This is a genomic window from Lysinibacillus boronitolerans JCM 21713 = 10a = NBRC 103108, assembly GCF_000772935.1.
GTDB classification, from domain to species: Bacteria; Bacillota; Bacilli; order Bacillales_A; family Planococcaceae; genus Lysinibacillus; species Lysinibacillus boronitolerans.
In genome coordinates this window covers 121,510-135,125 of sequence record NZ_JPVR01000079.1, presented here as the reverse complement: position 1 = coordinate 135,125, position 13,616 = coordinate 121,510, and the positions used below count along the sequence as shown (strand labels likewise).

The 13,616-nt window shown below is 36.5% G+C and carries 12 protein-coding genes, 1 pseudogene and 2 other annotated features (1 of these 15 running past the window's edge); of the genes and pseudogenes, 10 read left to right on the top strand and 3 right to left on the bottom strand.

The genetic code is table 11. The annotated features are described in order from the left end of the window. Positions 1 to 107, top strand: a binding site (T-box leader) (it extends 154 nt beyond the left edge of the window). Between the two features lie 57 nt (positions 108 to 164). Next, positions 165 to 1,799 (top strand): methionine--tRNA ligase, encoded by a 1,635-nt coding sequence (gene metG / locus CD31_RS17545; protein WP_036079518.1) that lies wholly within the window; start codon positions 165 to 167, stop codon positions 1,797 to 1,799. A gap of 50 nt (positions 1,800 to 1,849) precedes the next feature. Here metG and CD31_RS17540 read toward each other — a convergent pair whose 3' ends face one another. Further along, complete coding sequence (locus CD31_RS17540; RefSeq protein ID WP_036079516.1) at positions 1,850 to 3,421, bottom strand: 2-isopropylmalate synthase; 1,572 nt, start codon at positions 3,419 to 3,421, stop codon at positions 1,850 to 1,852. Positions 3,422 to 3,512: 91 nt separating this feature from the next. Then, positions 3,513 to 3,751: a binding site (T-box leader), on the bottom strand. 196 nt (positions 3,752 to 3,947) lie between these two features. Here CD31_RS17540 and CD31_RS17535 point away from each other — a divergent pair. Then, positions 3,948 to 4,719: pseudogene (locus CD31_RS17535) on the top strand (HAD-IIB family hydrolase). Between the two features lie 59 nt (positions 4,720 to 4,778). On the opposite strand, the gene CD31_RS17530 reads toward CD31_RS17535, so the two are convergent. Further along, a complete protein-coding gene (locus CD31_RS17530) occupies positions 4,779 to 6,473 on the bottom strand; it encodes a methyl-accepting chemotaxis protein (protein ID WP_036079514.1) in 1,695 nt (564 codons plus the stop codon). Positions 6,474 to 6,784: 311 nt separating this feature from the next. Here CD31_RS17530 and CD31_RS17525 point away from each other — a divergent pair, with 311 nt between their 5' ends. From CD31_RS17525 to CD31_RS17505, 5 genes are all read left to right on the top strand, one after another. Next, positions 6,785 to 7,279, top strand: a complete 495-nt coding sequence (locus CD31_RS17525) for a DUF1648 domain-containing protein (RefSeq protein WP_036079512.1) — start codon at positions 6,785 to 6,787, stop codon at positions 7,277 to 7,279. Between the two features lie 226 nt (positions 7,280 to 7,505). Continuing rightward, positions 7,506 to 8,096, top strand: a complete 591-nt coding sequence (locus CD31_RS17520; protein WP_036079510.1) for an RNA polymerase sigma factor — start codon at positions 7,506 to 7,508, stop codon at positions 8,094 to 8,096. Continuing rightward, complete coding sequence (locus tag CD31_RS17515) at positions 8,068 to 9,198, top strand: DUF4179 domain-containing protein (RefSeq protein WP_036079507.1); 1,131 nt, start codon at positions 8,068 to 8,070, stop codon at positions 9,196 to 9,198. The genes CD31_RS17520 and CD31_RS17515 overlap by 29 nt, the downstream gene beginning before the upstream one ends. Before the next feature lie 219 nt (positions 9,199 to 9,417). Continuing rightward, positions 9,418 to 9,648 carry a hypothetical protein gene (locus CD31_RS17510; protein ID WP_036079505.1) on the top strand — a complete coding sequence of 77 codons (231 nt, stop codon included), beginning with the start codon at positions 9,418 to 9,420 and terminating at the stop codon, positions 9,646 to 9,648. Positions 9,649 to 9,922: 274 nt separating this feature from the next. Then, positions 9,923 to 10,903 carry a GNAT family N-acetyltransferase gene (locus tag CD31_RS17505; protein ID WP_036079503.1) on the top strand — a complete coding sequence of 327 codons (981 nt, stop codon included), beginning with the start codon at positions 9,923 to 9,925 and terminating at the stop codon, positions 10,901 to 10,903. Between the two features lie 49 nt (positions 10,904 to 10,952). On the opposite strand, the gene CD31_RS17500 is transcribed toward CD31_RS17505, so the two are convergent. Then, on the bottom strand, positions 10,953 to 11,390 hold the full coding sequence (locus CD31_RS17500; RefSeq protein ID WP_004231845.1) for an Rrf2 family transcriptional regulator: 438 nt from the start codon (positions 11,388 to 11,390) through the stop codon (positions 10,953 to 10,955). Between the two features lie 190 nt (positions 11,391 to 11,580). On the opposite strand from CD31_RS17500, the gene hmpA reads away from it, so the two are divergent. From hmpA to CD31_RS17485, 3 genes are all read left to right on the top strand, one after another. Continuing rightward, positions 11,581 to 12,747, top strand: coding sequence for an NO-inducible flavohemoprotein (gene hmpA / locus CD31_RS17495; RefSeq protein ID WP_016992894.1), 1,167 nt, complete (start codon positions 11,581 to 11,583; stop codon positions 12,745 to 12,747). Between the two features lie 223 nt (positions 12,748 to 12,970). Beyond that, complete coding sequence (locus CD31_RS17490; RefSeq protein WP_036079500.1) at positions 12,971 to 13,231, top strand: metal-sensitive transcriptional regulator; 261 nt, start codon at positions 12,971 to 12,973, stop codon at positions 13,229 to 13,231. Positions 13,232 to 13,273: 42 nt separating this feature from the next. Next, complete coding sequence (locus tag CD31_RS17485) at positions 13,274 to 13,615, top strand: rhodanese-like domain-containing protein (RefSeq protein WP_036079498.1); 342 nt, start codon at positions 13,274 to 13,276, stop codon at positions 13,613 to 13,615. Position 13,616: the final 1 nt, after the last annotated feature.

The following is a 13,616-nucleotide window of genomic DNA, read 5'->3' as shown; positions in this document are numbered from 1 at the left end:
TACAACAGCAGCAGTATCTCTTTTTTGAGTGAAGACGTACTGATAGAGGCAAATAGCGTGAGCTATTTGTAAATATAGGTGGTAACACGGGTATACTCGTCCTAATCAGATTTGATTAGGGCGATTTTTTTTTACTATTTTTTCTGTGAGGGGAGCAATTTAGAATGACAATTGTTATTGGAGGCGCTTGGCCGTATGCAAATGGCTCTTTGCATTTAGGGCATGTTGCCGCATTATTACCAGGTGATATTTTGGCTAGATATTACCGACAAAAAGGTGAGCAGGTTTTATATGTATCAGGCAGTGATTGTAATGGTACACCCATTTCTATTCGTGCCGCCCAAGAAAATACAACGACAGAAGCTATAGCTAATCACTATCATGAGGAGTTTACTAGATGCTTTCATGATTTAGGATTTACCTATGATTTGTACACAAGAACGGATGCGGAGCACCACCATGAATCCGTTAAGGCCCTTTTCTTACAGCTACTGGCTAATAATTTCTTATACAAGAAGAAAATTGAACAGGCTTACTGTGAGACGGATAAACAATTTCTACCAGATCGATTTGTCGAGGGGCTCTGTCCAAATTGTGGAGCGAAAGCAAGGGGAGATCAATGTGATAACTGCTCAGAAATTTTAGACCCATTGGATTTAATTGATAAGCGCTGCAAAATATGTGGGAACGAACCTGTTATTCGAGAAACTGAGCACTTTTATTTTACCTTTAGTCAATTTCAAGGAAGGTTGGAGTCTTATTTAGCACAAGCGAAAGCCGAGAAACGTTGGCGTGACAATGCTTTAGGGTTAACGGAGCGATACTTGGCAGAGGGAGTTCCTGACCGAGCGGTAACAAGAGATTTACCGAATGGCATAGATGTTCCAGTGCCAGGTTTTGAAGGGAAAAAAATATATGTATGGATTGAAGCTGTAGCAGGGTACTTAACAGCAAGCTTGGAATGGGCAAAAGAGCATCAAATAGCTATTGAAGATTTATGGAATGAAGAGACCATTTCATACTATGTACATGGGAAGGATAATATTCCATTCCATACAGTTATTTGGCCAGCCATTTTAATGGGAATTGGATCCAAGGCATTGCCTACCCATATCGTATCTAATGAGTATTTAACATTAGAAAAACGCAAATTATCTACTAGTCAGAATTGGGCTGTATGGGTTCCTTATATTTTAAGCCGTTATGATGCGGACTCTATTCGTTATTTCTTAACGATGAATGCGCCAGAAAATCGTGATACTGATTTTTCATGGCGGGAATTTATTTATAGCCATAATGGCGAACTACTCGGAGCCTATGGAAATTTTGTAAACCGTACATTGAAGTTTATTGAGAAATCATTTGCTTGTCAGGTGCCACAAGCGGAGGTGGATAGCGACATTCGAAAACAAACCGTACAATTGTTTAATGAAGCGGGTGTTCTTATCGAAGGTGGTCATTTCAAGCAGGCGTTAGAATCCATTTTTGAGTATATTCGCGGTGCTAATCGTTATTTTGATGAACAACAGCCATGGCTACAGGTAAAAGAAAACATAGAGGCAGGTAATCGTACATTAGCAACTTGCGTCTATATCATTGCGAATTTAGGACAGCTGCTGCATCCTTTCTTACCGTTTTCAGCAAAGAAAGTAAGAAATATGTTAGGTATAAATGAAATGATGTGGCATGAGCAGGTAGATCTCCCTAAAGTCATTCGAGAGGTGACACCATTATTTGAACGTCTTGATATCGAACGAATCGATGAGGAATATCAAAAACTAGTTAGGGATAGTCACTAGGATTGAAAAAGCAGTATGGCGCAAGAGCCATACTGCTTTGCTATTTTCATTTAATTCATAACAGGTGTTAATTTTGTCACTACAATGCTATTAATCGCATTAATATAGGCTAATGCACTTGCCTTAAGAATATCTGTATCTGCTGCTTTTGCAATATACTTTTCGCCTTCATGCTCAATCGTAATTTTTACTTTACCTAAAGCCTCTTTGCCTCGTGAAACACTATTGATATTATATTCCACTAGTTTTACATCCATATTTGTAATTTCTGCAATGGCTGAATAGAGGGCATCAATTGGACCAGAGCCTACTGCACTAGCTTTAAATACTTCGCCGCCTTTTCGAACCTTAACACTTGCTGAAGGGAAGCTTGTATTGCTGACGACTTGTAGATCATCAAAATCAAAGAATTGCTCACTATAATGTGTAGCATTTTTATTATTGGCATCATGTTTTTCATAATAGCTTTCAACAATAACATATAAATCGTGATCATATACTTCTTTCTTCGCATCGGCTAGCTTTAAGAATCCTTCGAAAATACCTTCAAATTCCTCTGTTGAAAGATTAGTAAAACCTAATTTTTCAAGAGCATTTTTCACTGCATGGCGACCAGATCGAGCTGTTAGTACTAGCTCCATATCATCAAGACCTACATCCTCAGGATGGACGATTTCATAAGCATCACGCGATTTTAACAAACCATCTTGGTGAATACCAGAAGAATGGGCAAATGCATTATCTCCTGTAATGGCTTTATTGACCTGTACATCTAAGCCCATAAAGCTAGAAACAAGACGTGAAGTATTCATAATTTCTTTTGTATTAATACGTGTTTCTGCATTGTAGACGGAGCTACGAGTTTTAAGTGCCATGACAACTTCTTCTAATGCAGCATTACCTGCGCGTTCACCGATACCATTGATTGTACACTCTACCTTATCTGCACCATTTTTAATTGCAGCTAGCGTATTAGCCGTTGCCATTCCAAGATCATTGTGACAATGAACGCTTAAAAGAACGCTATCATCTAAGTTTTTCATACGGTCATTTAATTTAAAAATCATTTCTCCAAATTCCTCTGGCTCTGCAAAGCCAACCGTATCAGGAACGTTAATCATCGTTGCGCCAGCTCTCATAACAGCTTCAATTGTTTTCCAAAGATATTCAAAGTCAGAACGAGAGGCATCCTCTGTGGAATATTGAACTTGCGGCAATAATGTTTTAGCGTATTTCACAGCATCCACGCCTATTTGTAAAATTTGATCTTTTGACTTGCTGAATTTTTTCTCCACATGAATATCAGAGGTTCCTAGTACCATGTGAATCATCGGGTTTTGAGCATACTTCACAGCATTATAGACGGCATCAATGTCAGCCTTTACAGCACGTGCTAATGCTGTAATCATAATGTCGTTTGTATTGCCAACCTTTTCAGCTACAGCTTTGACGGCATCAAAATCACCTTGAGAGGAAGCGGGGAATCCAGCTTCAATAATATCGACACCTAATTTTTTCAGCTGCTGAGCGATCTCTACTTTTTCATAAAGATTTAGCTTTGCTCCAGGCACCTGTTCGCCATCACGTAAAGTTGTATCAAACACCCAAATTTTTCTTCCCATTTTCAAACACTCCTTTTTAGTGATTAGTATCTAAAATCTACACTTAGGCCAATAAGTCATTAAAAAAATAAAAAACCCGTCTCTATTTAAAAATAGAGACGAGTTTATGCTCGCGGTACCACTCTAATTGACCTTCTCTTTATAGAAAAAGTCCCCTTATCGACAGCTATCACTGTCTATCCTGTTAACGGGGGAAACCGACATCCCTTACTAAAAAGTTCAGGGAGTAGCTCATGGACGAGTTCAAAATGTGTGCCTACCGATTTACACCAACCATCGGCTCTCTACAAGTACACAAACACTTTTACTATTTCCAATCTTGGCCTGCAATGTGTTGTTGAAAGCTATATTACTTGGATATTAACTTCATGTCAATAATATTCTAAAAATTTATTTAATTCTGTCTTAAGTATTAACTACCTTATTAAAAATTTGATATTTAGTGAAATGTAGTTGAAACACTAATAAATGTATTTTTCTGGGAGATAATGATATGGAGAGTTACCCTATGAAAGGTAGGAAAATCATGAAATTTGTCTTTGATTTAGATGGTACTATTTGTTTTAAAGGTAAGCCATTAAGTGAAGAGATCACAAATGCTTTGGAGGCATGTAGACGGCTTGGACATGAAGTCATTTTTGCCTCAGCCAGACCGATACGGGATCTACTACCTGTATTACCGGAATCGATGCGAAAATATCCAATGATAGGTGGGAATGGTGCATTTACTGCTCGATGGTGAAGCAATTGAGGTAACAGCATTTACTACAGAAGTAGCTGAGGCCATTCGCCAGGTTATCACAACTTTTCAATTACCATATCTAGTAGATAGTCATTGGGATTATGCTTATACAGATAGTGAGGATCATCCAATTTACAAAAATATAGACCCTTTAAAAGCAGCTAAAAAGGTAGCCTTAGAGGATATTAGAGACATAGTGAAAGTTGTTTTATTTCCTGGAGATTATCTTGATGCTGTATTATCTGAGCTACAAAAGCTTCCTGTTTGTCTATATGAGCATACATCAGAAAATATTGTGGATATAAGCCCTTATGGCATCGACAAGTGGAATGGCTTATCTAAATTGGGTGTTGAGGCAGGGAAGTTTATCGCCTTTGGCAACGATGCAAACGATGCTTCCATGTTTTTGAAAGCTAAGGAAAGTGTCTGTGTAGGAGGGCATCAGGTTCGTGAAATGGCCTCTTTACAGGTTGTGAGCGAGGAAGCAGCTGTAATTGAGATGCTTGAGATGTTTAGCGAAAAGTACAGCGGAAACATAGCAAATAGAAATACATAAAACATGAAAAAGCTGCTCATTTTCTAGAGACTATAAGCCTAAAGAAAACGAGCAGTCTTTTATTCTACCTTAAAGCGAGAGACTTGCGTGTGAAGTTCTTCTGCCATATTTGAAAGTGTTGCAGCTGAAGCTGCTACTTCTTCGATAGTAGCTAATTGTTCCTCGGAAGCAGATGCAACATTTTGTAAATTAGATGAGGACATTTGGGCAATAGTTGCAATTTCATCAAAGGAAGCATAGATTTGCTCTGCACTAGAGGACATTTCCTCTGAAACAGTCGTTGCTTCTTGGATTTGCATGGATACTTGCTCAATCAGCTCAACAATCTTAGAGAAACCTTCTTCTGCTACCTTCACTACTTGCATTCCAATTTGAACCTCTTGCGTTCCAGTATCCATTACCGTAACAGCACGGTTTGTATCCTGCTGTATTTCAGAAATCAAGGTAGCGATTTGCTCAGCGGATTTTTTTGATTGCTCTGCTAACTTTTTCACTTCATCTGCTACGACTGCAAAGCCGCGTCCATGATCGCCTGCACGGGCTGCTTCAATTGCAGCATTAAGTGCTAATAAATTTGTTTGTTCTGCAATATCAGTAATAATACCAATGATATTGCCAATTTCAATGGAGTGCCCGTCTAGATTTTTAACAACACTTGCTGACTCTAAAACAGCCGTGTTGATTGTTGTCATCTGAGAGATAACACGATGTAATGAATCATTCCCTTTCTTAGCCTCTGAATTTGTTTCGATTGCCAGTTCAGAAACAGCAGCAGTAGTAGAAGCTAATTGTTGGATACCCTTTGTCATGTTTTTCATTGCTTCTGAGCTTTCAGTTGCGTTTTTCCCTTGAGCCTCTGAGCCACTAGCAACCTCTTGAATAGAAGAAGTGATTTGTTCTGTAGCCTGGATAGTTTGCTCTGCACTAGCTGTTAACTCAGCAGCAGAACCACTTACTTGTACAGTGTTTTGGCGCACATTCGTAATTAAATCCTTTAAATTTGTAGCCATTTGATTAAACGCAAGCGCTAAATCACCCACTTCATCACGGTTCTTTATACGAATTTGTTCAGCTGTTAAGTCACCCTCAGCTATTTTTTTCGCAGCCTTAGCCATACCGTTAATTGGACGAGACATTAGACTACCAACTACCATAGCAATTATCAGACTTATGACAACTGCAAAGACCCCAAGAAGCATCATTTGGAGCTTGATATCTTGAATTTGATTGGATGTAGCAGCCATTTTACCTTCTACATATTCATTTTGATAATTAGAAAGGTTTTCAACACGTTCATCGAATTGTTTAATAATTAAGCGTCCTTGAGTACTATCCAATTTTTCGTACTTCTCTGTTTCGCCAGCAGCTTTTAACTCAAACATACGATCTGCAAATTCTTGAACATTTTGCTCACTTTTATTAATAGCTTCAAGCAGCTTAATTGATTTTTCTGAATCTAAAGTAGCCATTAATTCTTCTGATTTTTGTTTGAATTCTTCGCGTGAGGCTTGATTACTTTGAAAGTTTTGTTTGTCTCCAAGTAGTAGGTAACCTCGCATGCTGACAATTTCCTGTTTTGCAATCACCCGTAATTCCTGAATACTTATAGATTTAGTAGTTTGTTCCTCCAGTAATGTACGATATGTCTTATTTACAGAATCAAGCTGTTTTATATTTAAGCCGATTGTTGTAACGAGTACTAAAATAACTATAAAAAAACCGAGTAATAATTTCTTGTAGATAGTAAATCGCATAGTTGAAATATCCTTTCTCAGTAATTAGTAGAAATGTTACAAAATAATGAAATATGTATATATATCATTTATATCAGATTATATGGATTTTACAAAGTATTATGAGTATTTCTACTGTAATTAGTAGTTTGAAAATGGGTATTATTAATATATGAAGTAATAAAAAAAGTAGATTTTATAGCTATAATGCTACTAATAATAGGGATAGTTAATGGTGCATGTTGAATATTAAGTCAATTTTCATAAATTTTGAAACTTTAATAGTAGTCATTACGTAGAAGCAGTAAAGGAAAAGAACAGGGGTGGAGAAAATGTATAGGCCAATTTTAAAGTTACCTAAAACGAAATCAGAAAAGATATGGGACTATATTGGTGGTAGTATATTTATTTTATCCATCTTTTATATTATATTGGCATGGGGTAAGTTGCCTGATGAAATACCTGGTCATTTTAATGGGATGGGTGAGGTTGATCGCTGGGGTTCAAAAATTGAATTATTTATTCTTCCATTCATCGGTTTATTTTTATGGATTGTAATGGGGCTGCTAGAAAAAGCACCTCATATGCATAATTATCCGTCACGTTTGAATGAAAGTAATGTAAAAGCATTTTATTTGAATAGCAGAAAAATACTAAATCAAGTGAAAAATATCTGCCTCATTTTATTTGCATTTATATCGATTCAGATGGTTCGTATTGGTCTTGGTGAGGTAAATTCATTAGGCTGGTGGTTCCTACCCATTGTATTGATAGTTGTATTGATCCCAATTATTAAAGGGTTTATAACAAGCTCCAAAATAAAATAGAAACTCAAGCGCTTAGGATATCCTTAAGCGTTTTATTTTTGTGAAAAAATTTTTTAATGTGTGTCACAAATGGCTGTTGATTTCAGTTATATAGGCGAGGAAGGGAAGATGTAAAACATTTCTCCAAGTAACTTGTTGACATTCAATAATATTTTTAAGATTTTTTATCTAGTGTCACAAACTTCTATTAATTTCAGTTATATAGATTGGAAAGGGGGGAACAACTTTGACTGCACTAAATCAATCAAAAGAGCGAGCTGATATAGATATTCAATCCATTGTGGAGCAAGTTCAATCAGGTAACACACGTGCCTATGCAGAAATCATTCGTTGTTTTCAAAAGCAAATTTATATTTATTGTTACTATATGCTAGGAACCAAAGAGGAGGCGGAGGATGCCTCACAAGATATTTTTATTAAAGGATTAGAAAATATTCATAACTTTTCTTATACGGTTTCCTTATCGGCATGGCTTTATAAAATTGCCCATCATCATTGTATTGATGTCATAAAAGCCAAAAATAGGGGCTATAAATTTTGGCTAAATATGAAGCAAGAACAGGTGAAGCAGACGCAAGCTCCGATACCTGAATATGATGAAATGGTGCATAGGCTATTGGAAAACTTACATGTAGATGAAAAAAGGATTTTATTACTTCGTTCTATTGAAGAGTATAGCTTTGATGAAATTGCTGCCATTATGGATATGAAAGCAGCCACAGTAAGAAAAAAGTATGAACGATTACGTAAAAAATTGATGAAGGAAAATATGTTAGGAGGGGATATTTATGGACACTCGTTCAAGATTGGAGGTTAAGGAGTTAACTCAGATAGAAAGGTTTATTCGGGAAACACCTGTGGAAGTGGATTTAGTAAATCGGACAATGAACAAATATGAAAGCAGCCGTGACACAAAGCCGTCTAAAAAATTTAAAACTCGTAAGAACTTACGTCCAAGAGTCATGATGATTACCGTCTCCGCAGCAATGATTTTTAGTTTGATTATTGTTACAGGTTTAATTTCACCAACGATGGCTGCGACGATGAAAGAAGTGCCTTTATTATCATCTGTTTTTAAATTTACAGGGGATCTTGGTTTACACGCCGCAGATGAAAAGGGACTCTCAACAAAATTGAATATAAGCGCTACGCATGAAGGCTTTACATTAAATGTAACAGAAGTAGTGTATGATGGTACACGTGTTGCAATTGGGATCGAACGCCATGATAAAGAAGGTGAAAATGCCAAAGAAAATTTATCAGAGCAAATCAGTAATATTGAATTTTTACTAAATGGTGAACCATTGAATCACACCAATTTTAGTAGTGTTTTTGAACAACCAAGTAAGGATAAGAATTCCGTAATTCTTGAATTTGCAGATTTGAAAAACCAAGGTGGAAGTCCTTTTCCAAAGCAATTTAATTTGACATTATCTGCTACAATAACTGGGATCTCTGAACCTTTTAAAATGGATATTCCAGTGAGTGATATTGGTAACTATGTAAACCTACAACCTAATATAAGTAGAAAGTACAAGAATAATCAGTTTACTATTGAACAAATTATGCTAACTCCTATTACAACTAGTATTACGACAAGAATAGCCTTGCTTGATAAATCAACTTCTGTAGATTTCCGGGAAGGAATAAGTATCGAAGTTTATGATGAACAAGGGCATGAACTAAAACTAATTCATGGCAATGGTAGACGTGAGACAAATAAAGGAAATAGCGATCTCATTATGGATTTACGGTTACATCCATTTGAAACCTTACCAAAAGCTATTACGATCAAACCATATATCCATCTTTATAATGACTACCCAAAAGGAACATATCAAGAGAATGAAAACGGTGACCCGATCATTCAATACATTTCAGAGCTAGAAATAACAATACCAATTAACTCAAAAGAATAAAAAAGTAAGGAAAGTGAGGTAAAGCTCACTTTCTTTACTTTTTAGTACTTCAAATTATCCTCCTATTTATAAAGTACAAAGTAGTGCACCGCTAGATTTATAAGCTTGAACTACAGCGTCCCCTACATTGACGGACAACTCTCTCCTTTCGAAATTGCCCAATGACGACCCTTCAACGCGATGCTAGAGCCAACAAATGTGTTAATATGTTGATCTTGAGTGTTGATAGATCCATCCGCAGGCACAAAAGTAACTGTAACTTTAAACTCATCAGTTGAGTTGATTGATTCTTCTAAAGCTGATGCAGGAACCTCGTATGTATTTCCTACTGCAATTGTTTCTAATTCAGAAGCACTAGCATTGCTATTGAATTCACCACCGACAATAGTTGTAGCTAAGGCTACAGAAGCTAACTTCCAAAATATTTATTCGATTCACTTCCTCTTTTGATTTAATTTCCAATAAATGTTTTATAGCAAAATGTAGCAAAGTGAGTAATACATAAAATAAAGTTAACTTTTTAATAGAGAGAATAATGAAAGCATCAATAAAGTAAACTTTTTTATAACACGTTTTGTTGTAGTTTTTGTTGCCTTTATTTAAAGTAGTTTGTAAGGCTACAAAGATGATTACATTTTATGTATGTTTCAATCGATGAAAAAGTTTTTCGTAAGCTTTACAATAAAGAAAATGTATTGTTAACAGAAATAAAGGAGAATAGAAGATGACGGTAACTTTAGTGAGACACGATATCAAATATGCCGAGGCTATGCATGCGTTGTCTTCTATGCCACAGGTTCGAGATGCCCTTGGCTTACCTGCTGGCAAGGTAGAAGACACGATTCATTTTATTAAGCGTGAACGTATAGATGAAGAAGAAGGTAAGACCGTTCCTCGTGTGATTTTAGATGAGGAGGGGCAAGTCATTGGTGTGACATCATTAATGTTTATTGATCGTCATAAAAAGAGCTGTCATATCGGCTCTTGGCTTGGCTATCAATTTTGGGGAAAGGGCTATAATCTTGAAGCAAAAAAGGCTATCTTAGATATTGCTTTTTTTGAACTAGGATTATTACGTGTATTTGCAGGAGCACGGAAGGTTAATATCCGTTCACAAAAAGCCCAAGAAAAACTACCTTTTGTTCGATTAGGGGTGGAAAAAGATTATCCTGAGGAGCATTCGTGGTTAGAAGTGAAGGAAAAGCAACCATGTGTGTTAAATGTTTTTGAACGAGAAGACTATGTCCGTTATCGAACATCCCTAGAAAAGGTAGAAGGAAACCGAGAAGCTTTTTTACCCCAGCTTTTATTAGCGGATGAAAGTGAGGTAGCGGTTCGGAAATATTTAGATAAGGGTACATTATATAAAATTAATTGTGGAGAACTGCTAGTGGGAGTGGCATTAGTCATTCCTCAATCTGACACTACAATTGAATTGAAGAATCTTGCTATTGAAACCAAGTATCAAGGGAAGGGAATAGGCAAAGAGATATTACGACAACTTACTGAAAAGTGCCGTAAGGAAGGCTATCAGGTAGTATTGGTTGGAACGGCGAACTCTAGTATTGATAATATCGCTTTTTATCAAAAAGTAGGCTTTCGCATGGAGGCTATTGAAAAGGATTTCTTCCGTCATTACCCAGAACCAATTTATGAAAATGGTATTCGTGCATTGGATATGATTTTCTTTACAAAGCAATTATAAGCAAACTTCATAAAAAAATACCCGTTCAACAAAGGTTGAGCGGGTATTTTTATTTACCAAGCAGTAGAGCCATTAATTTTTCCTTGGAATGAAGGAAATCGTCCAAGGTGTATTGATCTAACACGTTCAAATAGGCTTGCAAAGCTTCATACAGCACACCTTTTAGCTGACATTCAGGAGCTATTTTACATAGGTTATTTTCTTTATCGAAACATTCTACAAGATGAAAATCTTCTTCTGTATGACGCACAATTTCACCAATAGTAATGGTTTTTGGATCGATGGCTAGGCGAATACCACCACCCCGTCCACGAATAGTTTCAATATAGCCTAATAAGCCAAGCTGGTGTGTCACCTTCATTAAATGGTTTTTCGATATATTATAAGCATCTGAGATCTCTTGAATAGTTGATAATTGACCATCTTCCTTTGCGCCTAAATAAATAAGTGTGCGCAGAGAGTAGTCCGTGTATAAAGTTAAGCGCATCCGAACACCCTACTTTCTATAATTCATAATAATTATAGCATTTTTACATTGAAGTATAATATCTTCAACCTATTTTTAAAGATGTATTTAGAATACATCAAATATGTCTATTTTGTTAAAGATGTATTTTATATATTGCTTTAAGAGAATGAAAGCGTTATATTGTAATCACGAAAGGATGGTAAGCGATATGTTAAAACAAGAAACAATTCAAATTATTAAAGCAACAGTACCTGTATTAGAAGTTCACGGTGTTGAAATCACAAAGACGTTTTACAAAAATATGTTTCAAGCTCATCCAGAATTACTAAATATTTTTAATCACACGAACCAAGAACAAGGTCGTCAGCAAACAGCATTAGCTAATACTGTTTACGCTGCAGCAGTTCATATTGAAAACTTAGAAGCAATTTTACCAGCAGTAATGCTTATTGCACATAAACACCGTAGTTTAGGAATTTTACCTGAACATTACCCAATCGTGGGTGAAAACTTATTAAAAGCGATTAAAGAAGTACTTGGTGATGCAGCAACAGATGATATTATTGGTGCATGGGCTGAGGCATATGGCGTTATCGCAGATATTTTCATTCAAGTAGAAGAAGAGTTATACCAAAAAACTGAGAACAATGGTGGATGGCGTCTATTTAAACCATTAAAAGTGGCGAAAAAAGTTGTGGAAAGTGACTTAGTAACTTCTATTTATTTTGTAAACGAAGATGGATCACCGCTACCAACTTATGAACCAGGTCAATACATCTCTATCCGAGTGAAAGTGCCAGGAGAAGAGTATTTAATGAACCGCCAATACACACTTTCTCAAGCAAGTGCAGAAGATGGCTATCGTATTTCGGTGAAACGAGAAAGCGATCATACGCCAAATGGTAAAGTGTCGAATTATATTCACGATCACTTACAGGTTGGAGATTTAGTGGATGTAAGTGCCCCAGCTGGATTATTTGTGCTAGAAGAAACGGATGCGCCAATTACATTTGTGAGTGGTGGTATCGGTGTAACACCTTTAAACAGTATGCTGCAATCTTTAAATGATAACGCAGTGAATGAAGTGAACTTTATCCAATGTGCTCGTAATGAGAAAGTTGTAGCGTTTAGTGATGACATTCAAGAGAAAGTAAATGTATTACCAAATGCATCCTATACAGCTTTATACTCTGATGAAGACAAGCTTATTACAAAAGAATTATTAGCTGAAAAAGTAGCTGATAATGCAGATGTTTATGTATGTGGCCCTGTAGGCTTTATGGAAGCGGTTATTAAAAATTTACAGGAAATTGGCGTGAAAGATGAGAAGATTCACTATGAATTCTTTGGACCAGCCATGCAATTAGCTAAATAAAAATGATTTCCCTGCTATGAGTAATAACTCGTAGCAGGGTTTTTTTATTGAAATAATAAGGAAGCAGATGGATGGGGTTAAAGAAATGAGGAGAACATTGTGCCCCTGAATTTTAGCCCTATAAAAAAGTTTGAAGCTTTCATATTGACAATATACCTATAGGGGTATAATATGTATCTCGTAAGGAAGTTCACTCAACCGTTTTGAAAGGGGGCGTAACAGAATGGCATATGGTCCAAACACTGCAAATCGTGTGAAACGTATGGAAGGTCAAATGCGCGGTATTTTACGCATGATGGAAGAAGGTCAAAGCTGTAAAGATGTGATTACACAGCTATCTGCCGTGCGTTCTGCTGTTGATCGGACGATTGGTGTCATTGTAAGTGAAAATTTATTAGATTGTGTATCGACTGCTAAAGGTAATGCTGAAAAAATGAATGCTGCTATCCAGGAAGCAATGGATTTGGTCGTGAAAAGTCGATAACTAAGATATACCCATAATCGTATAAAAGGGAGGACTGATCCTATGGAAATATGGATTATTATTGTGCTTGTCGCAGCCTTTTTCTTTTGGCGAATGAAGCCAGCGAAGGGCGTTCGATCAATTTCTACAGCCCAATTAAAAGATATGCTGAATGATAAGGATAAGATATTTATCGATGTACGCACGCCTGCTGAGTATAAAGGTCGGCATATCTCGCAATTTAAAAATGTTCCGCTTGGATCGAGCTTTGAAAACCTACCGAAGGATAAAGAGATCATAGTTATTTGTCAGAGTGGCATGCGAAGTAGTCAGGCTTGTAAGCAACTGAAAAAGCAAGGCTTTGAGCGTGTTTCCAATGTTCGTGGTGGAATGAGTGCATACTAGG